Below are 24766 nucleotides of genomic sequence, written 5' to 3'. Positions count from 1 at the left end.
AGATGAATCATAAAGCCGCGTGATGGACCTTCTGAGGCTGGGTCATACAATAAAACATATTTTAAATATGGGTAAAATGTATGAAGAAGTTTGCTTTGAAGGTAGGCTTCTTTTTACAGTTTGGAGAAAAAGTGGATTTGAAAGATAGAATCATGGGACTTGACTATGGCTCAAAGACTATCGGAGTAGCTATAAGCGATTCATTGGGGCTTACAGCGCAGCCGTTTGAGACCATTGAGAGAGATAAAGAAAATAAGCTCAGAAGATCCTTGGCAAGGATTGCCAAGATAGTGGAAGAAAATAATATAAAAGAAATAGTGGTAGGACTGCCTATAAATATGAACGGCAAGAGCAACGAGAGAGTGGCTCTTACAATGGAGTTTGTAGAGAAGTTAAAAAAAAGAGTGAACGTTCCTATTGTGATGCAGGATGAAAGACTGACTACGGTGGAAGCGGATGAGATTCTGGATGAGTCAGGTGTGAAGAAGGAGAATCGAAAGCAGTTCATTGATATGGTGGCGGCCGGTATTATTTTGAGAGAATATATGGAGAAAAAGAAATGAAAAACGATACGGTATCTTTTTTATCGGAAGACGGTGAAAATATAAAACTTAGTGTTATAGAAGAGACTAAGATAAACGGAGTCAGCTATATACTTGTGACAGACAGCTTTGAAGGCGAAGACGGCGAATGCTATATTATGAAGGATATTTCAAGCGGTGATGACGAGGAAGCCAATTATATATTTGTAGAAGACGAAAACGAGCTGGATTCGGTATTTGAGATATTTGAAAAGATGATGGATGATATAGATATTGTTAGATAGTTTATATCTGTTTATATATTAGATTTAGAAAGGAATAAGTTTTGAACGAGAATGAGAAGAATCCGTTGCTGAATATGCAAAGAATAATGCAGGAAAGCAAGGAACTGAGTGAAGCAAGCACAAATGAATTGGGAGACAAACCTGAAAAGAAAGTAAAAAAAGAAAGAACGGTTAACGCCAGATTAAAGCATGAGCAGGGTACTAAAAGAAGGGCGACTTCAAATGAAGAGAATACAACAGAGGCCGGTCAGGCAAACACTACAGAAGAAAAGTCGCTTGAAAAAAAGTCTGTAAGAAGAACCGGAACAAGAAAGACAAAGACTGCAGAAAGCAAAAGAGATGCAGGTATAAGTGAAGTATCCGAAGAGATGAAAAAAATAGGGGCAAGATATGTGGCTCCTGACAGAAATGTACCTTCTTTGGCTGAGCAGGTATCAAGCATACTTATGGAGAATACCAACAAAAAAAGAAGGGGCAGGGCAAAGAAAGCAAGTAAAAATGTAAAGATAATACCGCTTGGCGGACTTGAGCAAATCGGTATGAATATTACCGCGTTTGAGTACGAGGACAGCATCATGGTAGTTGACTGCGGACTGGCTTTCCCAAGCGACGATATGCTTGGAATAGACCTTGTAATACCTGATATAACATATCTGAAGGACAACTATCTTAAGGTAAAGGGATTTTGTATAACACATGGTCATGAGGACCATATCGGAGCGCTGCCGTATATATTAAAGCAGCTTAATGTACCTGTCTACGGTACGAAGCTTACCTGTGCGCTTATTGAAAAGAAACTTAAAGAACATCAGATAGACGATACGGCAAAGCTGAATGTGGTAAAGTACGGAGATACAGTAAAGCTGGGAGATTTTAATGTTGAGTTTGTAAAGACCAATCACTCCATAGCTGACGCTGCGGCACTTGCAATACACTCTCCGGCAGGTACGATTTTCCATACAGGTGACTTTAAGGTGGACTACACACCTGTATTCGGTGATCCGGCGGACCTTGGAAGAATGGCTGAGATAGGAAAGCAGGGCTGTCTTGCAATGCTTTGTGACTCCACCAATGCTACCAGACCGGGATTTACGATGTCCGAGAGAACTGTGGGCAAGACATTTGATATGGTATTTGCAGAGCATAAGGACAGCAGAATAATCGTAGCGACCTTTGCTTCAAATGTGGACAGAGTGCAGCAGATAATCAACACGGCATATAAGTATGACAGAAAAGTGGTGGTGGAAGGCAGAAGCATGGTCAATGTCATAGGAACCGCCGCAGACCTCGGATATATAGATATTCCGGAGGGAACACTTATTGATATAGATCATTTGAGAGATTATCCGCAGGAAAAGACGGTTATTATCACTACAGGAAGTCAGGGAGAGTCTATGGCGGCACTTTCAAGAATGGCTTCTTCCATACACAGAAAAGTTGAGATAGTGCCTGAGGATGTTGTAATTATGAGTTCAACACCTATCCCGGGAAATGAAAAGGCCGTTTCAAAGGTTATAAATGAGCTTTCCATGAAGGGTGCGGAGGTAATATTTCAGGATACTCATGTATCCGGACACGCTTGTCAGGAAGAAATCAAGCTTATGTATTCACTTCTAAAGCCGAAGTTTGCCCTGCCTGTTCACGGCGAGTACAGACATCTTATGGCGGGAAGAGGGCTTGCCGAGGCGGTAGGAATCCCAAGTGAGAATGTACTTATAATGTCAAGCGGTGATGTTGTGGAACTTGGAGAGGATTCATGTAAGATAGTAGGTCATGTAGAGGCCGGAGGAGTCTTTGTAGACGGCCTCGGTGTAGGTGATGTCGGAAATATTGTACTTCGTGATAGGCAAAGCTTGTCACAAAATGGTATAATAATAGTGGCGATGAGTCTTGAGCATGGAACCAACAGACTTTTATCAGGTCCCGACATAGTTTCAAGGGGCTTTGTATATGTGAGAGAGTCTACCGATTTGATGAACGAGGCGAGTGCAGTGGTAAGAGAAGCTGTGGCGGATTGCCTTCACGCCAGAATCACGGACTGGGCGAAGATAAAGAATGTGGTAAGAGATTCTTTGAGCGAGTTTTTGTGGAAGAGGATGAAGAGAAATCCGGTTATATTGCCAATAATAATGGAGGTACATTAAAAGGTACTAAATGAGCAAAGAAATTACATCTAAGAGGAAGACAAAAAAAAGAGTGACTTCTTTTTTGGGAAGAATTGTTACATATATTCTTGTGCTGATAATGCTGGTAGGTATACCTTTTTCTTATCAGTTCGGACACAGTGTATTTTATGCGTCGAGTGTGGACTCACCTCCCGGCAGGAATGTTGAAGTGACTGTGGAAGACGGGACGAGCTTTAAGAAACTGGCGGATGAGTTATACAGCGTGGGAGTTATAGAAAATAAGTTTTCCTTTGAGATACAGGCCAAATTTTTTGATATCAGAATGCATGCGGGTGAGTACACATTCAACACCTCACAGACATCCAGACAGATACTTGAGATGATTGACGACGGTGTTTCGGAGAACAATAAAAATGATAACAAATCCTAAAATATTGGAATATCTTGATATCATTTCTCCGGTGAACTCCGAAGCACTGGAAGAGATAAGGGCTGAGGCTAAAAGAAATTACATACCGATAATAAAAAGAGATACCGAAAATTTTTTGAAATTTGTATTGAAGATGCAAAATCCGGATTCTATTTTGGAAATCGGTTGTGCTGTCGGTTATTCCGCTGCGGTTATGCTTGAAAACTCCGATGCGGATATAGTGACTGTTGAAAAAATGCCTGAGAGGGTGGAAGAAGCTAAAAGAAATATAAAATATGCTGATTTTGAAAGCAGAACAAGTATATTGGAAGGTGATGCCGGTGAGATACTTAAGAGCATGGTCGATAAGGGTGAGAAGTTTGATTTTATCTTTATGGATGCGGCCAAGGCGCAGTATATCACATGGCTGCCTATGGTAAAGAAACTTTTAAAAGAATCAGGAATGATTTTCTCGGATAATTGTTTGCAGGAGGGAGACTTGGCGGAGTCTTCCTTTGCAATAAGAAAAAGAGATAAGACAATACATAAGAGAATGAGAGAATATATATATCTTCTTTTGCATGATGAGACTTTGGAATCATGGATATTTTCAATAGGAGATGGAGTTTTACTGAGTAGAAGCAGGAGGTAAATTGAGAAATTTGGAACTTTTGATACCGGCAGGCAATCTTGAGAACCTGAAGGTAGCAATAGATTACGGTGCCGATGCGGTATATATAGGCGGTGAATTTTTCAGCCTTAGAGCAAAGGCAAAGAATTTTACAAAAGAGGATATGAAAGCCGGTATAGAGTATGCCCACAGCAGAGGCAAAAAGGTCTATGTAACGGCAAATATCCTCGGACACAATGATGACTTGGATGCGGCAAGGTCTTACTTTAACGAGCTTAAGGAAATAGGACCGGATGCACTTATCATATCCGACCCCGGAATATTTACCATAGCAAAGGATGTTTGGCCGGAGGTTGAGATACATATTTCCACACAGGCCAACAATACAAACTATGCCACATATCTTTTTTGGTGGAAGCTTGGAGCAAGCAGAGTGGTTACAGCCAGAGAGCTTTCGCTTGAGGAGATAAGAAAGATAAGGGAAAATATACCTGAGCAGATGGAGATAGAGACATTTGTACACGGTGCTATGTGTATGTCATACTCAGGCAGATGTCTGCTCAGCAACTTCTTTACAGGAAAGGATGCCAACAGAGGTGAGTGTACTCATTCATGCAGGTGGAAATATTCCGTTGTGGAGGAGAAAAGACCGGGTGAATATATGCCTGTATATGAGAATGAGAGAGGTACATATATTTTCAATTCTAAGGACCTTTGTATGATTGAGTATATCCCCGATTTGATTAAAGCGGGCATTGACAGCTTTAAGATAGAGGGCAGAATGAAAACGGCACTCTATGTTGCTACAGTGGCAAGGACATACAGAAAGGCTATAGACGACTACCTTAAGTCTGAAGAAACTTTCAAAGAAAACCTTGAATGGTATAAGTCCGAGATAGGAAAGTGTACCTACAGAGAGTTTACCACAGGATTTTTCTTCGGAAAGCCTGACAGCGATACACAGATATATGACAGCAACACCTATGTGAAAAACTATATTTATATAGGTACAGTAAATGAAGTTGATACAGAGGGCAGAGCAATCTTTAATCAAAAGAACAGATTCTTTGTAGGTGACAATATAGAAGTTATGAAGAAAAACGGTGAGAATATATCACTGAAGGTGGAATCTATAGAGAACGACAAGGATGAGAAGATGGAGAGCGCTCCGCATCCTTTACAACTTTTGAAGGTGACATTTGACAAGCAGGTAGTGGAAGAAGGAGATATACTGAGAGTTTATAATCCCGAAAGACAGTAGTGGAGGTATAATGTTTGCGTTTATACTGGCGGTATTATGTGGGATATATGGAACAATTGTTATTTCTATGACAGGCTTTGTGGAATTACAAAGTTATATATGGTATGGATTTGCATTTGTATTTTTTGCTTTAGGCAAACTGATCAAATTTTATCTAAATAAGAGAATTCCATTGTGGTCTGTGGTATCTGTCTATACTTTGGCGACTCTTGGGGTTCTCATTTTTGTTATAACTTCTATAGCTATAAGCCTTTCATTGCCGGATAATGATGAGCCGGGACTTGATTTTTTGATTGTTCTCGGCACAAAGCCGGATTTGGAGAAGAAAGGAAGCGAGTGTAAGTATAGACTTGATAAGACAATAGAATATATTGATAACAATCCCGATACGATAATAGTTATAAGCGGCGGAACCGGAAGAGACGGTAAAGTAGAGTCTGTAGTGATGGCGGATTACCTTATACAAAACGGTATAGACAGAAATAATATTTTGGTTGAAACACAGTCACATAATACAAGAGAAAATTTAATATATTCAAAGGCACTTATTGACAAATACAGTGCCGATATAAAGAGAAGTACAGATATTACAATAATAAATGATATGGGTCCGGTGCTTGAGGTAGAGGACAAGCCGCAGACTATAGGCATTTTGACAAATGATTTTCATATTTTCAGGTCAATGCAAATTGCAAAAAAAATTGGATATACACAAGTTTTTCCTATCAGTGCAAGATCTAACAAAGTTTTATATTTACATATGTTGGTAAGAGAGACATTTGCAATTTTTAAATACAAATTTTTTGAATATATATAAGGAGGAACAGATTGAAAACTTACGATATTGAAGAGCAAGTAAATAATATAAAGAAATTATCTGCATATAATGTAGTTGAAATATCAGATATAGATGAACTCAGTGCAAAGGCTGCAATACTTGAGCATAAGAAGACAAAGGCAAGAATTTTTGCATTACTTACAGATGACAACAATAAGGTATTTACTATAGGTTTCAGAACACCTTCAAAGGACTCCACAGGAGTGGCGCATATCTTGGAACATTCCGTGCTGTGCGGTTCTAAAAAGTTCCCGGCAAAGGATCCTTTTGTAGAGCTTGTAAAGGGCTCGTTAAATACATTCCTTAACGCCATAACTTATCCGGATAAGACTGTCTACCCGATAGCATCCTGCAATGACAAAGATTTTGACAATCTTATGGAAGTATATTTGGACGCCGTATTTTACCCGAATGTGTATACCGAGCCTAAGATATTTAAGCAGGAGGGATGGCACTACGAAGTTGTGGATGAGAACGGAAGCCCTGATGAGAACGGAGATATTATCTTAAACGGTGTAGTATACAATGAGATGAAGGGAGCCTTTTCCGCTTCCGACAGTGTGCTTGAAAGGTCTATTACAAAGACACTTTTTGAAGGTCACTCATACGGTGAGGAGTCCGGAGGAGACCCCGACGTTATCCCTACTTTGACATATGAGAATTTCCTTGATATGCATTCAAAGTACTACCATCCGTCCAATTCATACATTTATCTGTATGGAGATATGGATATGGCAAAGAAGCTTGACAGGATAGATAAAGAGTATCTTGATAAGTTCGAGTACAAGTTTGTGGACTCAAAGATAGAAGAGGTAAAGCCGCTTGAGAGTGTAAGAGAGAGAAACTTTGAATATCCTATTACCGAAAATCAGACTGAAGAAAATGCCACCTATCTTTCATGTAATACTCTTGTAGGCGGAGAGCTTGACCCGACAGTATATATGGGTTTTCAGATACTTGAGTATGTTTTGATAGATGCACCGGGTGCACCTCTTATGCAGGCTCTTATAGATGCAGGTATCGGAGAAGATGTATACGGCGGATATGCAAACGGTATATATGTTCCTTATTTCGGCGTGACCGCAAAGAACAGCAATCTTGACAGAAAGCCTGAGTTTTTGGCTGTAATAGAGGGTACATTAAGAAAGCTTGCATATGAAGGACTTGACAAGGAGGCTATAAAAGCCGCCATCAATGTATTTGAGTTTAAGGCAAGAGAAGCGGACTACGGCTCATATCCTAAGGGACTTATGTACGGACTTTCAAGCTTTGATTCATGGCTTTATGACGCAGATCCTACAATGCATCTCAGATTTGAAAATATCTTTAAGACACTTAGAGAAGAAGTGGAAAACGGATACTTTGAGAATCTTATAAAGAAGCATCTGCTTGACAATAAGAATACGGCAATAGTTACTATGACACCGAAAAAGGGACTTACCACAAAGAAGGATAACGAACTTAAAGAAAAGCTTGCCGAGTTCAAGGCTACATTGTCAAAAGAAGAGTTAAAAAAGATATACGAAGATACAATAGCACTGAAAAAGTATCAGTCGGAGCCTTCAAGTGAAGAGGCGCTGCTTAAGATTCCTCTGCTTAGCAGGGATGATATAAGCAGAGAAGTGAAGATGCCTGAGTTTGAAGAAGACAGTGTGAAAGTTTGTGACAAAGATATAAAGGTGGTACATTCCAAAGTATTCACATCTGGTATCAACTATATGAAATTTATCTTCAACATTGATTTTGCAAATGAGGAAGAGATAAAGTATCTGGCACTGTTAAAGGAGATACTTGGATATATTGATACAGAGAAAGAAACATTTGCCACATTAGCCACCAATGTAAACTTGAATTCAGGCGGTATATCATACTCGCTTGAGGCTTATGCTACAAATGCAACCCCTATTGATTTTACATTCGGATTTTGTGTAAATGCAAAGATTTTGTACGGCAAGGAGCCGTGGCTGTATTCAACCGTAGCCGAGGTACTTACAACATCAAAACTTGAAGATAAGAAAAGAATCAAGGATATAATAGCTGAAGTACTGGCAGGCAAGGACAGATTGGTTTCATCAGGTCATATGACCGCACTTACAAGAGCAGGTTCATATATTTCAAAAGAACTGCTTTTTAAAGATTTGACAAAGGGTATTGCATATCTTAAATTCCTTGAGTCGATTGATATTGAAAAAGACTTTGACAAGCTCTATGAAAAGTTGACAATGTTGTCCAAGAAGGTATTTAATGTAAACAATCTCTTGATACATACCATATGTGACGATAAGGGATATAAGCACAGCTTTGACGGAGTAAAAGGACTTATTGACAGCCTTGAAAAAGAAGATATTAAAAGTGAGAGAGCAAAGCTTTTGCCTGAGATAAAGAATGAGGGATTTGAGACTTCGTCAAGGGTAAACTATGTTGCAAGATTCGGAAACTTTGTAAATCACGGCTTTAAGTACACAGGAGTACTGATAGTGTTCAAGGTGTTGTTAAGCTACGATTATCTGTGGAACAATATCAGAGTAAAGGGCGGCGCATATGGATGCAGTGCGGTATTTTCAAGAAGCGGAAATGCGGGATTTGTATCATATCGTGACCCGAATGTGGCCAATACAAATAAAATATATGAGGGCATAGTTGACTATGCAAAGAACTTCACTGCAAATGACAGAGAGATGACCAAGTCCGTAATAGGTGCGATAAGCGAGATGGACACACCGCTTACACCTGCCGGAGAGGGTATGAAGGGACTCAGTGCATACTATTCAAAGGTAAGGCGTGAGGATATGCAAAAGGAAAGAGAAGAAGTCTTAAATACAAGTGAAGCCGATATCAGAGGTTTGGTACCTCTTATGGAGGCCGTACTTAGTGATAATCTTATCTGTGCTGTCGGAAATGCGGACTTAATAGAAAAGGACAGTGTATTGTTCAAAGAAGTAAAGCACCTTTTTAAGGATTGATAGGAGAAGATATGAAATCAGGTTTTGTCGCTCTTATAGGGAGACCGAATGTAGGAAAATCAACATTGATGAATACGCTTATAGGACAAAAGATAGCTATTACATCAAATAAACCGCAGACTACAAGAAACAGAATACAGACAGTATTCACAGATGAAAGAGGTCAGATAGTATTCCTTGACACTCCGGGTATACATAAAGCAAAGAACAAGCTTGGAGAGTATATGGTAAAAGTCTCTACAAGAACCTTGCGTGATGTGGATGTGGTACTTTGGCTTATAGAGCCGAGTACATTTATAGGAGAGGGAGACGAGCATATATTTGAGATACTTTCAAATGTGGAAGTACCTGTAATACTTGCCGTCAACAAGATGGACTATTTGAAACGAAAAGAGGATATGCTTGAGGTAATAGCAAAGTACTCGTCAAAGATGAAGTTTGCCGAAATAGTGCCTGTGTCGGCACTTAAGGGTACAAATACGGATGAACTTTTAAAGGTTATATTCAAGTACCTTGATGAAGGTCCTATGTATTATGATGAGGATACCGTCACAGACCAGCCTATAAAGCAGATAGCCGCAGAGCTTATCAGAGAAAAGGCGCTCAGGTTTTTGCAGGATGAGATACCTCACGGTATCGCCGTGGAGATAGATACTTTCAACTACAGAGACAGCGGCGATATTGTAGATATCGAGGCAGCCATAGTATGTGAGAAGGAATCACATAAGGGCATCATTATAGGTAAGGGCGGAAGTATGTTAAAGAGAATAGGCAGCGCCGCCAGAAAAGATATAGAGAATCTGCTTGATTGCAAGGTGAATTTGAAAGTGTGGGTAAAGGTCAGACCGAAGTGGAGAGACTCGGATGTGCAGATGAAAAACTTCGGCTACAATCCGAAGGATTTATAATGTGAGAGAGAACATAGAATTGACAGGCATTGTGATAAAATCAATGCCTGTCGGCGATTTTGATAGAAGAGTTACCATATTTACAAAGGAGAGAGGTAAAATCTATGCCTTTGCAAGAGGTGCCAGACGAATCAACAATCAGATGATGGGATATGCAAGGATATTTGCCTACGGTAAGTTTAAGCTTTTTGAGGGAAGGGATTCATACAACATCATAAGTGCGGAGATAGCCAACTATTTTGAAGAGATAAGTGACGATATTGAGAGCACCTGTTACGGCACATATTTCTTGGAGATGCTTGATTATTATACAAAGGAAGCGCTTGCGGATATGGAGAGCTTAAAGCTTATATATTATACTTTGCTTGCTCTTATCAAAAAGTCGATTCCCAACAGACTGGTCAGGAGAATATTTGAGCTTAAAATCATGGCGTTAAACAGCGACTATGATCCGAATCCGAAGATGAATGATAAGACCGCATTATACACATGGGAATATATTATCTATACAAAACCTGAGAAGCTTTTTACCTTTGTGATAACGCAGGAGGCGCTGCTTGAGATAGAAAAGACTCTGGATTTTATGATGAAAAAGTATATAGACAGACATTTCCACTCTTTGGATATTCTGAAGGATATTTTATAAACGGTATTGACATTTGAAAAATATCTGATAAAATAATCGATGTTCGGCAAAGACGCCTATATAGGGAGTCTTTGCCATTTTTTTGTAAACAGCTATATTTTATTTTGCGAAAATATAAGCCTAGGAGGTAAGATTATGTCATATGTAGAAGAGATTTTAGAAAAAGTTGTAGCAGCCAACCCTAATGAGCCGGAGTTCCATCAGGCGGTTAAGGAAGTTTTGGAGTCACTTAAAGTGGTTGTAGACGCTAACGAGGAGCTTTACAGAAAGAACGGTATTTTGGAGAGACTTGTAGAGCCTGAAAGAATTATCTCATTCAGAGTTCCGTGGGTGGATGACAAGGGAAATGTACAGGTAAACAAGGGATATCGTGTACAGTTCAACAACTCAATCGGCGCTTACAAGGGAGGTCTTCGTTTCCACCCTACAGTAAATCAGTCTATACTTAAATTCCTGGGCTTTGAGCAGGTGCTTAAGAACTCACTTACAGGTCTTCCTATGGGCGGAGGAAAAGGCGGTTCAAACTTCGATCCTAAGGGAAAATCAGACAGAGAAGTAATGGCATTCTGCCAGAGCTTTATGAGCGAGCTTTACAAGCACATCGGAAAAGACACAGATGTACCTGCAGGTGATATCGGTGTAGGCGGAAGAGAGATAGGTTACCTCTTCGGTCAGTACAAGAGACTTTCAACATTGTTTGAGGGTGTACTTACAGGAAAGGGAATTCCTTTCGGCGGTTCTTTAGCAAGAACAGAGGCTACAGGTTACGGCCTTGTATATATCCTTGATGAGATGCTTAAGGCAAACAACAAGGAGCTTAAGGGTAAGACAGTTGTAGTTACAGGTTCAGGAAATGTTGCTATCTATGCAATTGAGAAGGCACAGCAGCTTGGAGCAAAGGTAGTTGCACTTTGCGATTCAAACGGTTATGTATATGATGAGAACGGTATCCAGGTAGATGTTGTTAAGGATATCAAGGAAGTTAAGAGACAGAGAATCTCAGAGTATGCAAACAGAGTATCTTCAGCAAAGTATACACAAGGAAAGGGAATTTGGAATATCAAATGTGATATCTATCTTCCATGTGCTACTCAAAACGAGCTTGACCTTGATGGAGCGAAGGCACTTGTAGCTAACGGATGCTTTGCTGTAGCTGAGGGTGCAAACATGCCTACAACTCTTGAGGCTACAAAGTATCTTCAGGAAAACGGTGTACTCTTTATGCCGGGTAAGGCTTCAAATGCAGGCGGTGTTTCAGTTTCAGGTCTTGAGCAGAGCCAGAACGCTATGAGACTTTCATGGACATTTGAGGAAGTTGACGAGAAGCTTAAGGGCATCATGAAGGATATCTTTACAAAGGTTGACGATGCCGCTAAGAGATACAATCAGGAAGGCAACTATGTTGCAGGTGCAAATATTGCCGGATTTGAGAAGGTTGCAAACGCAATGATTTCACAGGGAATTGTATAAAAATATTGTACAAAATTAAATACATAAGCATTTAAAAGCCCTTTTTTAAGGGCTTTTTTTTAATTCCTATTGACTTACTGGGAATTAAGCTTTAAAATCCCATTATGCAGGTAACAAAGATAATCTGTTACAAGATTACCCATGCTCATGGGATAAGTGAAAGGAAAAAATCAATGTCATTATTAAATGTAAATAATTTAACAGTTTCCATAGAAGATGATGAGAATTTAAAGGAGATTCTTCATGGAGTAAATATAGAGATAAACAAGGGTGAGACACATGTACTTATGGGACCTAACGGTGCCGGTAAGTCAACACTCGGTTATGCTCTGATGGGTAACCCAAGATATATCACAGAGGGCGGAGAGATTATATTTGACGGTAAGAATATAGTTGACGAGTCTGCGGATAAGCGTGCAAAGGCGGGAATGTTTTTATCATTTCAAAATCCGCTTGAGGTACCGGGACTTCCTCTAAGCAGCTTTATAAGAAATGCGGTAGAGGCTGTTTCGGGCAAGAGAGTAAGGATGATGCAGTTTAAAAAAGAACTTGAAAAGAACATGGAAGTCTTAAATATGGACAAGGATTATGCCAACAGAGCTTTGAATGTAGGATTTTCAGGCGGTGAGAAGAAAAAAGCCGAGATTTTGCAGCTTCTTATGCTTTCACCAAAGCTTGCAATACTTGATGAGACGGATTCGGGACTTGATGTGGATGCTGTAAGAACAGTTTCGGAAGGTGTTAAGGAATATCAAAAGAGAAAAGACGGTGCTCTTCTTATAATCACTCACAGTACCAGAATACTTGAGTCATTAAAAGTTGACTATACACATATTATGGTAGACGGAAAAATCATAAAGACAGGAGATGCTTCTTTGGTAGATGAAATCAATGAGCATGGATTTGAAAAGTATATTCAGGAGAGCAAATAATGAAGGAAAAGACATATGTAGAAGACATCAACAGGAGTATTTATGACTTTAGAAATGAAGATACCGACAACTTCAAGATAGCCGCAGGTCTTACACCTGAGCTTGTATCTCAGATTTCAAAAGAAAAGAATGATCCTGCATGGATGCAGAATTTCAGATTACAGGCATTACAGATATATAATCAGATGGAAGTTCCGCCATGGGGTCCGTCCATAGAGGGTCTTGATATGGACGATATAGTTACCTATGTAAGACCGAATACAAATATGAAGACCAAGTGGTCGGATGTACCGGAGGAGATAAAGGATACATTTGAAAAGCTCGGTATTCCGCAGGCGGAGAGAAAGTCACTTGCAGGTGTAGGAGCACAGTATGATTCAGAGCTTGTATATCACAATGTAAGAGATGAAGTTTCACAGATGGGAGTTGTATATACCGACCTTGAAAGTGCAATGCATGGCGAATTTGCGGATATGATTCAGAAGCATTTTATGAAACTTGTAAAGCCGAATGACCATAAGTTTGCGGCATTACACGGTGCGGTGTGGTCAGGAGGTTCATTTGTATATGTACCGAAGGGCGTTCATCTGGATATTCCTTTGCAGTCATACTTCAGACTTAATGCAAAGGGAGCAGGACAGTTTGAGCATACACTTATTATCGTGGATGAGGGTGCGGACCTTCACTTTATCGAAGGATGTTCTGCACCGAAGTATAATGTGGCCAATCTTCATGCAGGATGTGTGGAGCTGTACGTAGGAAAGAATGCCAGACTCAGATATTCAACTATTGAGAACTGGTCAAAGAATATGTACAACCTCAACACAAAGAGAGCTGTTGTGGAAGAGGGCGGAAGAATCGAGTGGGTTTCAGGTTCGTTCGGTTCACATGTATCATATCTTTATCCTATGAGTATTTTAAAGGGTAGAGGTGCAAGAATGGAGTTCACCGGAATCACATTTGCAGGTGAAGGACAAAACCTTGATACAGGTTCAAAGGTTGTACATGCGGCACCTGATACATCGTCGGTTATAAGTACAAAGTCAATATCAAAGGCAGGCGGTATATCCACATTCAGAAATGCGGTAGTGGTATCTGAAAAGGCGAATAATTCAAAGTCGTCGGTATCATGTGAGTCGTTGATGCTTGATGATATATCACGCTCCGATACATTACCTGCAATGGATATAAGATGTGCGAATGCGGATGTAGGACATGAGGCAAGAATAGGTAGAATCAGTGATGACGCCGTATTCTATCTTATGAACCGCGGTATCAGCGAGGAAGATGCCAGAGCAATGATAGTAAGCGGATTTGCAGACAATGTATCAAAAGAGTTGCCGCTTGAGTATGCTGTAGAGATGAACAATCTCATTCAATTAGAGATGAAAGGAAGTATTGGTTAATGAAAGATATTGTTTTAAATAAGATACCGGTCCTTACCTGGAGATGGCTTAAGATGAATGAGACTGCTATTTCAATACCAAGTGAAACCGGCAGCGCAAATATAAAAGTATTAAATGAGAATGCAAATAATGAACTGTCAAGTGAAAATATCGAAAAGATGAATGCACTGCCCACAGGAATGGGCGAGGCTATGTCAGAGCTTATGAGTGAAAACAGTGAGGATATTATTATAAATACACTTACAGGAAAAGTTTCAAAGACTCATATAAATATATACAGAGACAATGAAAACCTTTCAAAGGTAAGAGTATATGTCTATGCGGCGGAAGGCAGTGATGTAAGTGTATGGATGGATTACTCATCAAATAGTGAAAATGAGGGTGCACTTGCAGTACAGACTTTGGTATATGCCGAAAAAAATGCAAAAGTGAAGCTTTATCAGGTAGGGCTTCAGTCAGACAGTGATATCTCACTTAATGATATAGGTGCAAATGTTGACAAGGACGCTTCATTTGAACTTGTTCAGCTTTTACTTGGCGGTAAGAAGATATTTGCAGGAGCAAGAGCAAGCCTTATAGGTAAAAGAAGTGAGTTCATATCAGACCTCGGATATTACGGAAAGGCAGAGGATCAGATAGATCTTAACTATGTGGCTGACCATATAGGAAAATCCACAAACTCAAAGATGATAGCTTCGGGAGTACTTAATGACAATTCAAGCAAGCTCCTTAGAGGTACAATCGACTTTAAGCAAGGTGCAAAGGACGCTACAGGTGAAGAGAGTGAGGAAGTACTTCTTTTAGGTCAAAATATCCACAATCAGAGTATACCTGTAATACTTTGTACCGAGGAAGATGTGGTCGGAACACATGGTGCTTCCATTGGAAATCTTGATGAGGAAATGCTCTTCTATCTTACTTCAAGAGGTATGGACAAGGAAAGTGTTACAAAGATGGTAGCAAGAGCTAGAATAGATGCTATAGGCAAGAAGCTTGAGAATGTGGCACTTGAGGAGAAGATAAATGTTTATCTGGGAGGTAGCGAAGATGAGCAAGAGCGTATATAGAGCCGACTTTCCGCTTCTGGATTCAAGTGATGTAATATATATGGATAATGCGGCTACTTCACAGAGACCACAGGCAGTACTGGATGCAATGAACGAGTTTTATAAGCATCACAATGCCAATCCTTTAAGAGGAGTATATAAGCTCAGTGTTGAGGCTACGCAGGACTATGAGAATGCCAGAGCCAAGGTTGCAAAGTTTATAAATGCGGCGGGAAGCGAAGAGATAGTATTTACAAGAAATGCTACAGAGAGCCTTAACCTTGTGGCATACAGCTACGGTCTTAACAATATAAAAGCAGGTGATGAGATAGTTGTAAGTATACTTGAGCATCATTCAAATATGCTTCCGTGGCAGATGGTGGCAAAAGCTACAGGAGCCAAACTTGTATTCCTTGACTGTGAGGAAGACGGTGAGATTACAAAGGCTGAAATAGATTCAAAAATAAATGAAAATACAAAGATTGTAGCTTGTACACAGATTTCAAATGTACTGGGAATCCCTACACCTATAGAGTATATAATTGAGAAGGCTCACAGTGTGGGTGCCGTAGCGGTTGTTGACGGCGCACAGAGCATACCTCATAAGAAAATAGATGTAAAAGCCTTGGATGCGGACTTTTTCGCATTCTCAGGCCACAAGCTTTGCGGACCAATGGGTATCGGTGTACTCTACGGTAAGAAAGAGTTGCTTGACGCTATGCCTCCTTTCCTCAGCGGTGGAGAGATGATAGAGTATGTCACAAGAGATTCGGCAACATATGCCGAGCTTCCGCACAAGTTTGAAGCCGGTACTGTAAACGCGGAAGGTGCGGTAGGTCTTGTGGCGGCTATCGACTATATAGAGAGCATAGGCTATGAGAAGATAGAGAGTATCGAAAGAGAGCTTAGTGAGTATGCTATTGAGGTTCTTTCAAAGAACAAGTATGTCAGAATACTTGGTTCAAAGGATCCAAAGAAGCACAGCGGTATAATAAACTTTATACTGGAGGGAGTACATCCGCATGATGTATCAACGATACTTGATTCAAAAGGTATTGCGGTAAGAGCCGGACATCACTGTGCACAGCCGCTGTTGCAGCATCTTAAGATAAATTCAACAACAAGAGCAAGCCTTTCTTTCTATAATACAAAGGAAGAGATAGATGCACTCGCAGCAGCTCTATCAGATATAAGAAAGGAGATGGGATACGATGAGTGATAACAGAGCCTTTTATAATGAAATTCTGACAGAACACAATTTAAGACCTTATCACAAGCATGATTTGCCTGATGCAAACCTTGTACTTGACGGTGTGAATCCAAGTTGCGGAGACCATATCACTTTAAAGCTGAAGGTAAATGACGACGGCATTATAGAAGACGGAGCATTTGTAGGTGACGGATGTGCCATATCACAGGCTTCAGCGGATATAATGCTTGATATGATAATAGGTTTGAAAAAAGATGAGGCCATGAGACTCTCCGATATTTTCTTGCGTATGATAAAGGGAGAGGCGACTGACGAAGAGATAGACGAACTTGATGAGGCCGGAGCCTTAAAAGATATCTCACATATGCCTGCAAGAGTAAAATGTGCAGTACTCGGTTGGCATACAATGGATGAGTTGCTGAAATAGAGTATATATGAAAAGACAGGGATAAAAGTTCCTGTCTTTTTTTATATCGTACAAAATATAATAAAAAATCTCTCCTACCTTGAAAATGGCAGTCATTTGTGGCATACTTATTTTTGATGTCTTAATGTAAAAGCCCGGGACAGGTTTATATCTTTTGATGTAGTTTTACTTGTTACATTGCTTCGATTTGGGGCATATGAAATTATATAGAAGAGGAGTACTCATGAAAAAGGGATATCTGATAGCTATAATGATGATATTATTTTTATCCGGCTGTGGTGGTAAAAAAGCGTATTCATATAATCCTGATGAAAGTTCTATATTTATATCTAAAGACGGTACATTAAAGTCGGCTTTGGTGCAGAAAATAGATACTAAGGCAAAAAGTGAAGAACTTAAAGATTTTGCAAATGCGGAAGTGGAGGATTTTAACAAGCTTAATTCCGCAAATCAGGTAAAACTGGAAGAAGCCGGGATAAAGAATGATATTGCAAAGGTGGTATTCTCATATACTTCATTTGAGTGTATGCAGGAATTTGCAAAGTTTACTCAGGACAACAGCTTTGATTTGAAGTCGCTTGATGTGTATAAGCTTAGTGATGCGGACCTTTCAAAAATGGATTCCATAAAAATACCTGACGGAATAAAAGGCGATTATATTGCCGTAATAGACGGTAAGGCTGATGTGTATACAGACGGTAAAATCACATATGTGTCCAACAACATAGAATTTAACGATAATACTGCCAAGGTAGATGGCTTTAATTATATCATTTTTAAATAAAGGAGATATTCATGGAATATAGCATGGAAAAAATCATAGCACTGGCAAAGTCAAGAGGATTTGTATATCCGGGTTCAGAGATATACGGAGGTCTTGCAAATACTTGGGACTATGGTAATTTAGGTGTTGAATTAAAGAATAATGTTAAGGCGGCTTGGTGGCAGAAGTTTATAAAAGAATCACCATACAATGTAGGTGTGGATTGTGCTATCTTGATGAATCCGCAGACATGGATTGCTTCAGGACATTTGGGAAGCTTCTCGGATCCTTTGATGGACTGTAAGGAATGTCATGAGAGATTCAGAGCAGATAAGATAATAGAAGATTATATGCAGGAAAACGGCATTACTATAGAAGGAAGTGTGGATGCATGGTCAAATGACGAGATGAAAAAGTACATTGACGAGCACGAAATAGCTTGTCCGACCTGCGGTAAGCATAACTTTACAGATATCCGTCAGTTCAACCTGATGTTTAAAACATTCCAGGGTGTAACTGAGGATGCCAAAAATGTGGTTTATTTAAGACCTGAGACAGCACAGGGTATCTTTGTAAACTTTAAGAATGTACAAAGAACTTCAAGAAAGAAAGTTCCTTTCGGTATAGGACAGATAGGTAAGTCATTCAGAAATGAGATTACACCGGGTAACTTCACATTCAGAACAAGAGAGTTTGAACAGATGGAGCTTGAGTTCTTCTGTAAGCCGGGAACAGACCTTGAGTGGTTTGACTACTGGAGAGGTTTTTGCAGAGATTGGCTTATAGCGCTCGGTATCAAAGAGGAGCAGATGAGACTTAGAGACCATGATAAGGAAGAGCTCAGTTTCTATTCAAATGCTACAACCGATATAGAGTTTTTATTCCCGTTCGGTTGGGGTGAGCTTTGGGGAATCGCTGACAGAACGGATTATGACCTTAATCGTCATCAGGAAGTTTCAGGACAGGATCTTTCATACTTTGATGATGAGACAAGTGAGAGATATATTCCATATGTTATAGAGCCTTCACTTGGAGCTGACAGAGTAACTTTGGCATTCCTCTGTGCGGCATATGACGAGGAGACGCTTGAGGGCGGAGATACCAGAACGGTTCTTCATTTCCATCCGGCACTTGCTCCTGTTAAGATCGGTATTTTACCTCTTTCAAAGAAGCTTAATGAGGGCGCTCTTAAGATATCCGAAGAATTGTCAAAGTATTACAATGTAGAGTTTGACGACAGAGGAAATATCGGAAAGAGATATCGTAGGCAGGATGAGATCGGTACACCGTTCTGCATCACTTACGACTTTGATTCCGAGAATGACAATGCTGTAACTGTAAGAGACAGAGACAGTATGGAGCAGGTAAGAGTACCTATCTCAGAGCTTAAGGCTTATTTTGAGGACAAATTCAGATTTTAAAATTTAACTTATTTTGAGTAGAGCTTTAACTTCACATTTGTGGAGGGAAGCTCTAATCAACTTTAAACAGGTAGCGAAAGGAATAGATTATGGCACAGTATAATCATAGTGCAATAGAGAAAAAATGGAAGAAAAGATGGGAAGAGCATCCTATAAATGTAGATGATGGAAAGAAGCCTAAGTACTATTGCTTGGATATGTTCCCATACCCTTCAGGTTCGGGACTTCATGTAGGACACTGGAGAGGATATGTAATATCGGATGTATGGGGCAGATATCAGGTATTAAAGGGACATTATGTAATCCATCCTATGGGTTGGGATGCGTTCGGACTTCCGGCGGAGAACTACGCTATAAAGATGGGCGTTCATCCTGCAAAGTCTACAGCCGAGAATGTAGCCAATATCAAGAGACAGATAAATGAGATTGCCGCAATATATGATTGGGACAGAGAGGTAAATACTACAGATCCTAAGTTCTATAAGTGGACACAGTGGATATTTGTTCAGATGTTCAAAAAAGGCCTTGCATATGAGAAGGAATTCCCGATAAACTGGTGTCCTTCATGTAAGACAGGTCTTGCAAACGAAGAGGTGGTAGACGGAAAATGTGAGAGATGCGGAACTCCTGTTACCAAGAAAAACCTTCGTCAGTGGATGCTTAGAATTACAAAGTATGCGGACAGACTTCTTAATGACCTTGATAAGCTTGATTGGCCTGAGAAGGTTAAAAAGATGCAGTCGGACTGGATAGGAAAGAGCTATGGTGCAGAGGTAAACTTCAAGGTGGACGGAAGCGATGACAATATAGTTGTTTACACTACAAGACCTGACACTCTCTACGGTGCTACTTTTATGGTACTTTCACCTGAGCATGAGCTTGCAAAGAAGCTGGCTACCGATGATCAAAGAGAGGCTGTTGAAAAGTATATCTTTGACAGCTCTATGAAGTCTAATGTAGACAGAATGCAGTCAAAGGAAAAAACAGGTGTATTTACAGGTTCTTATGCAATCAATCCGCTAAACGGAGCGAAGACACCTATCTGGCTTTCAGACTATGTTTTGGCCGACTACGGTACAGGTGCTATTATGTGTGTACCTGCACATGATGACAGAGACTTTGATTTTGCAAAGAAGTTCGGACTTCCTATAGTTCAGGTTATAGCAAAAGACGGTAAAGAAATTGAAAATATGACTGAACCTTACACAGATGCTGTAGGTACAATGATAAATTCAGGCGATTGGAACGGTATGGAAAGTGCCAAGTTAAAGCTTGAAGCTCCACAGATGATTGAGGAGAAGGGATATGGTAAGAAGACTACCAATTACAAGCTTCGTGACTGGGTATTTTCAAGACAGCGTTACTGGGGTGAGCCTATTCCTATAGTACATTGTCCATGTTGCGGAAATGTAGCGGTGCCTGAGGATCAGCTCCCTCTTGAGCTTCCTAAGGTGGAAAGTTATCAGCCTACCGGAACAGGTGAGTCACCGCTTGCGGCTATTGACGAGTGGGTAAATACAACATGTCCTGTATGTGGCGGACCTGCAAAGCGTGAGACCAATACTATGCCGCAGTGGGCAGGCTCAAGTTGGTATTTCTTAAGATATGTGGATCCTCACAATGATAAGGAGCTTGTAAGTAAGGAGATGGCGGATAAATACCTCCCTGTAGATATGTATATCGGCGGTGTTGAGCATGCCGTACTTCATCTGCTTTACTCAAGATTCTACACCAAGTTCTTAAATGATATCGGTGTGGTTGACTTTGACGAGCCTTTTACCAAGCTTTTTAATCAGGGAATGATAAACGGCAGTGACGGACAGAAGATGAGTAAGAGTAAGGGAAATGTTGTATCCCCTGATGATTTAGTGCGTGACTACGGCTGTGATGCACTTAGGATGTATGAGCTTTTCGTAGGACCGCCTGAGCTTGATGCCGACTGGGATGACAGAGGTATCGAGGGTGTTGCCAGATTTTTAAATAAGTTCTATAAACTTGTAATGGAAAATAAGGATAAGAATGTGGAGGCTGACAGAGAACTTCTAAGAGTTCGTGCAAATCTTATCTCGGATATTGAGCAAAGATTTAATGCATTCAGCTTAAACACTGTTATAGCAGGCTTTATGGAGTACAATAATAAGCTTATCGAGCTTGGTAAAAAGACCGGTGTGGATAAGGAAACATTAAAGGCATTTGTTATATTACTTGCACCTTTTGCACCTCATATAGGTGAGGAGCTTTGGGAAGAGCTTGGAGAAGAAGGCTCCGTATTCCATGCGAAATGGCCTACATTTGACGAGAGCCACAAGGAAGTGGATACCATAGAGGTTCCTGTGCAGATAAACGGTAAGACAAAGCTGGTTATTGAGCTTGATGTCAATGTAAGCAAGGAAGATGCTATAGAGGCAGGTAAGAAAGCCTTAGTTGAAGCCGGAAAGCTTGAAGGAACAATAAGAAAAGAAATTTATGTTCCGAAGAAGATTATAAATATAGTTGTCGGATAAAATTAAAAGAAGTCGCCTGAAATGACGGCTTCTTTTTGTATTTTAGAAATCATTTCTTGACAGCAAAGTTAGGTGGTACTAACATTGAATTGTAAAGTATATCTTTTAGAATAAGGGGGAGAAATAAATGAAATTAAAAGATATTATTGTAGTAAGTTTGCTTGGAGTGGTGGGTTTTGTTGTCAGCTTGTTATCAGGAATGATAACACAGGTCTTCGGAACCTATGGAGTTTTTATACATGTTTCAATAGGAAGTTTATTATGTGCTCCGGTTTATTTTGTTATGTGTCATAAAATTGCTAAAAGAGGAACAATATTCATTTATTATCTGTTATCAGGTATTATTTATGCTGTTATGGGATTTATTCCTATGCTTCCGATTATGCTTGTAGCCGGTATTTTGGGAGAAGTATGTATAGGGGGTAAAGATAATTATATAAATGACGGCAGAATCGGCATATCATATGTAGTTTCACAGGTGATTTATGCACTGCACGGTTTCTTTTTTATACTTTTCTTAGGTGTGGAAGGACTGGTAAAAACTTTCCCGAATCTGTTTACTGTTGAAAAGGCTCAAATGGTTAAAGGGATTTTCTTTAATCCTAAAAATATGGCAATCATATTGCTTATAGAGCTTTTAGCTTCAATTTTAGGTACATTGCTTGGCAAATATATCTATAATAAGTTTTTTAATAAGAGTATTACCAGAGCGGGAATATTATCGTGATATTATGAAGACGGAAATACAAATCAAACCGATATCTGTGGGTATCCTTATGATAATCTATACAAGCATTGTGTTTTTTTGTACAATGCCTGTTTATTGGCTGATGCTGATTTTCAGCTTCTTTTTGGCAGTTGTTGTAAAAAGAAGAAAATCAATTCAGCTGTTTGCTTTTTATATTATTTTATTCGGTTTAATAAATATAGTTCCAAATGAATACTTTTTGTATGGATGGTTTGGGGCAATCTATACAATGGTACTGATTATCCTTAAACTGTTTCCTTTATGGATACTGGCAGGCATAATGTCTGATTTTAGCACATCCACAATGATATACTCTTTAAGGAATATACATTTACCGAATTCTTTATGTATCGGAGTGGCTATCTTTTTTCGCTTTATTCCGGAATACCGAGAATATTTATCAGAAATAAGGGAGGGATTAAAAGCCAGGAATATTGAAATAACTCTTTTCAGACCGATTCACAGTTTGGAAGTCTATCTTGTTCCTATGATTTACAAAGCATTTGAAACAGGTGAAACTTTATCATGTGCTTTAATTACAAAAGGAATTGAATATGATTGTAAAAAGACTTCTTATCAGGATCTCTCTTTCACATGGAGAGATTATGCGGTTATTTTAGTCGGACTTATATTACTTGGTATTACGATATGTCAAAAATTATAAATGTTGATATAAAAAAGTTTTCATATAGTAATGAAACTATTCTAAAGGATATCACTTTTTCTGTAAATAAAGGTGAATTTATTGTTATTACAGGATTGTCAGGATGCGGTAAGACGAGTTTATTAAGGCTGTTAAACGGATTGATTCCGGCATTATATGATGGGAATATAATAGGTAAAATAAGTATTTTGAATAAGAGTATTTCAGACTACAAAGCCGGAGAAATCGCAAAGTATGTAGGGAATGTATTTCAAAATCCGAATGATCAGTTTTTTTCAAAGGAGGTTGAAAATGAAGTGGCTCTTATCGGCGAGAATATGGGAATGGAACGAAATCTGCTACGCAGACAGGTTCAAAATTCTCTACAGGAAATAGGGATTTCTGATTTAAAAACAAGAAAAGTAAGAGAACTTTCCGGAGGACAAAAGCAAAAAGTAGCCATAGCTTCTACATTGGTATTTGACAGCGAGATTATTTTATTGGATGAGCCTTCGGCAAATTTAGATTATACATCTACAAATGAGCTTGGAAGAATTTTAAAACATTTGAAGGATTGCGGTAAAACTATAATTATAGTGGAGCATAGACTGTCATATTTATTTCAGTTAATAGACAGAATGATAGTTCTTAAAGAAGGAAAGATTGATGGGATTTTCACATCAAAAGATTTAACATCAGATTTGGAACAAAAAAATGAACTTAGGTCTTTTAACAATAATAATTTAAAATCCGTCATGGAATATCCTGATGATAATCAAATGATAAGAATTGAAGATGTATATATAAGTAATAAAGGCTATAGTCTAAAGGAGGCGGTTAATTTTACTCTAAACATCGGGGAATGTAAGGCTTTAATAGGTGATAACGGGATAGGAAAGACAACACTTGCAAAACAGCTTTCAGGTATTATACCATTAAAAAAAGGAAAGACTTCATACAGCCGTTCTATAAAGGAGAGGCTATCTGATGTAGCAATCAGTCTGCAAAATTGCAACAATATGTTTTTTTGTGAAACTGTTGAAAAAGAATTGATTCCTAAAGATAAAGTAAAAGACAGAAAATATTTGGAGGAGGTTAAAAGATACCTGGTTGAAATGGATTTATGGAATAAAAGAATGCTGAATCCACATGATTTATCAGGCGGAGAAAAACAAAGGCTGGCAGTTATTATAGCATTGCTTAAAAATTCCAAACTCGTTATTTTGGATGAACCTACAGCAGGGCTTGATTACAGGAGAATGAAACTGGTTGCTGATGCTATTAGAGAAAAAATAAAGAACACTCCGGTTATCCTTATAACACATGATATTGAGCTGATATTTAAAGTTTGTAACACGGCATATTTACTCTCAAAAAATGGGAACAAGAAGATTATAATTCGTGGAAATGAAGATAAGATATTAGATTTTTTTAAAAAAGGGAATTGAGAGTGATACAAAGTTTACAGTGATATTTTTGTTAAAATGACACTTAAACCGACATTATATTGTCGAATTCTTAAAATGTTAATGTAAAATAAATAAAAAATCTTGGAATCGGCGTTTGCCGACTCCAAGATTTTTTATTA

The 24766-nt window shown here is 39.1% G+C and carries 22 protein-coding genes; all 22 read left to right on the top strand.

Translation table 11 applies throughout. From position 1 onward, the window contains the following. The first annotated feature begins 152 nt into the window (after positions 1-152). Complete coding sequence (ruvX, locus tag ACO6FI_RS01080) at positions 153-563, top strand: Holliday junction resolvase RuvX (protein WP_485455742.1); 411 nt, start codon at positions 153-155, stop codon at positions 561-563. After that, positions 560-826 (top strand): DUF1292 domain-containing protein, encoded by a 267-nt coding sequence (locus tag ACO6FI_RS01075; protein ID WP_485455722.1) that lies wholly within the window; start codon positions 560-562, stop codon positions 824-826. Before ruvX ends, ACO6FI_RS01075 begins: the two co-directional genes overlap by 4 nt. 74 nt (positions 827-900) lie before the next feature. Continuing rightward, the gene (locus ACO6FI_RS01070; protein WP_485455741.1) at positions 901-2970 is read left to right on the top strand and encodes a ribonuclease J; all 2070 of its coding nucleotides are present in this window, start codon (positions 901-903) and stop codon (positions 2968-2970) included. 10 nt (positions 2971-2980) lie between these two features. Beyond that, entirely contained in the window at positions 2981-3382 is a 402-nt protein-coding gene (locus ACO6FI_RS01065; protein ID WP_485455721.1) for an endolytic transglycosylase MltG, read from the top strand. After that, positions 3366-4013 (top strand): O-methyltransferase, encoded by a 648-nt coding sequence (locus ACO6FI_RS01060; RefSeq protein ID WP_485455720.1) that lies wholly within the window; start codon positions 3366-3368, stop codon positions 4011-4013. Before ACO6FI_RS01065 ends, ACO6FI_RS01060 begins: the two co-directional genes overlap by 17 nt. Position 4014: 1 nt before the next feature. Beyond that, entirely contained in the window at positions 4015-5253 is a 1239-nt protein-coding gene (locus ACO6FI_RS01055) for a peptidase U32 family protein (protein WP_485455719.1), read from the top strand. A gap of 10 nt (positions 5254-5263) precedes the next feature. Further along, entirely contained in the window at positions 5264-6070 is an 807-nt protein-coding gene (locus ACO6FI_RS01050) for a YdcF family protein (protein WP_298056661.1), read from the top strand. Positions 6071-6081: 11 nt separating this feature from the next. Then, positions 6082-9054: an insulinase family protein gene (locus ACO6FI_RS01045; protein WP_485455718.1), complete on the top strand. Its 2973-nt coding sequence runs from the start codon at positions 6082-6084 to the stop codon at positions 9052-9054. A gap of 11 nt (positions 9055-9065) precedes the next feature. Next, on the top strand, positions 9066-9962 hold the full coding sequence (gene era / locus ACO6FI_RS01040; RefSeq protein WP_485455717.1) for a GTPase Era: 897 nt from the start codon (positions 9066-9068) through the stop codon (positions 9960-9962). Position 9963: 1 nt separating this feature from the next. Further along, positions 9964-10608: a DNA repair protein RecO gene (gene recO / locus ACO6FI_RS01035; RefSeq protein WP_485455716.1), complete on the top strand. Its 645-nt coding sequence runs from the start codon at positions 9964-9966 to the stop codon at positions 10606-10608. 135 nt (positions 10609-10743) lie between these two features. Then, on the top strand, positions 10744-12078 hold the full coding sequence (gene gdhA, locus ACO6FI_RS01030) for an NADP-specific glutamate dehydrogenase (protein WP_124952494.1): 1335 nt from the start codon (positions 10744-10746) through the stop codon (positions 12076-12078). Between the two features lie 173 nt (positions 12079-12251). Continuing rightward, positions 12252-13010 (top strand): Fe-S cluster assembly ATPase SufC, encoded by a 759-nt coding sequence (sufC, locus tag ACO6FI_RS01025; RefSeq protein WP_485455715.1) that lies wholly within the window; start codon positions 12252-12254, stop codon positions 13008-13010. Then, a complete protein-coding gene (gene sufB / locus ACO6FI_RS01020; protein ID WP_485455714.1) occupies positions 13010-14416 on the top strand; it encodes a Fe-S cluster assembly protein SufB in 1407 nt (468 codons plus the stop codon). Before sufC ends, sufB begins: the two co-directional genes overlap by 1 nt. Then, positions 14416-15483: a SufB/SufD family protein gene (locus tag ACO6FI_RS01015; protein WP_485455713.1), complete on the top strand. Its 1068-nt coding sequence runs from the start codon at positions 14416-14418 to the stop codon at positions 15481-15483. Before sufB ends, ACO6FI_RS01015 begins: the two co-directional genes overlap by 1 nt. Beyond that, positions 15464-16681 carry an aminotransferase class V-fold PLP-dependent enzyme gene (locus ACO6FI_RS01010; RefSeq protein WP_485455740.1) on the top strand — a complete coding sequence of 406 codons (1218 nt, stop codon included), beginning with the start codon at positions 15464-15466 and terminating at the stop codon, positions 16679-16681. The genes ACO6FI_RS01015 and ACO6FI_RS01010 overlap by 20 nt, the downstream gene beginning before the upstream one ends. Further along, positions 16674-17099, top strand: coding sequence for a Fe-S cluster assembly sulfur transfer protein SufU (sufU, locus tag ACO6FI_RS01005; RefSeq protein ID WP_288914231.1), 426 nt, complete (start codon positions 16674-16676; stop codon positions 17097-17099). The genes ACO6FI_RS01010 and sufU overlap by 8 nt, the downstream gene beginning before the upstream one ends. A 223-nt stretch (positions 17100-17322) precedes the next feature. Then, positions 17323-17883, top strand: coding sequence for a putative periplasmic lipoprotein (locus tag ACO6FI_RS01000; RefSeq protein ID WP_207644051.1), 561 nt, complete (start codon positions 17323-17325; stop codon positions 17881-17883). Positions 17884-17894: 11 nt separating this feature from the next. Then, positions 17895-19283, top strand: coding sequence for a glycine--tRNA ligase (locus tag ACO6FI_RS00995; RefSeq protein ID WP_124952484.1), 1389 nt, complete (start codon positions 17895-17897; stop codon positions 19281-19283). A gap of 89 nt (positions 19284-19372) precedes the next feature. After that, positions 19373-21787 (top strand): leucine--tRNA ligase, encoded by a 2415-nt coding sequence (leuS, locus tag ACO6FI_RS00990; RefSeq protein ID WP_485455712.1) that lies wholly within the window; start codon positions 19373-19375, stop codon positions 21785-21787. Positions 21788-21914: 127 nt separating this feature from the next. After that, positions 21915-22514 carry an MptD family putative ECF transporter S component gene (locus ACO6FI_RS00985; RefSeq protein ID WP_485455711.1) on the top strand — a complete coding sequence of 200 codons (600 nt, stop codon included), beginning with the start codon at positions 21915-21917 and terminating at the stop codon, positions 22512-22514. A gap of 4 nt (positions 22515-22518) precedes the next feature. Then, on the top strand, positions 22519-23199 hold the full coding sequence (locus ACO6FI_RS00980; RefSeq protein WP_485455710.1) for an energy-coupling factor transporter transmembrane component T family protein: 681 nt from the start codon (positions 22519-22521) through the stop codon (positions 23197-23199). Beyond that, a complete protein-coding gene (locus ACO6FI_RS00975; RefSeq protein WP_485455709.1) occupies positions 23184-24626 on the top strand; it encodes an ABC transporter ATP-binding protein in 1443 nt (480 codons plus the stop codon). The genes ACO6FI_RS00980 and ACO6FI_RS00975 overlap by 16 nt, the downstream gene beginning before the upstream one ends. Positions 24627-24766: the final 140 nt, after the last annotated feature.

The organism is Lachnoanaerobaculum sp. (assembly GCF_057250505.1).
Note: the sequence above shows the minus strand (reverse complement) of the source record. Positions and strands in the feature narration are given on the sequence as shown.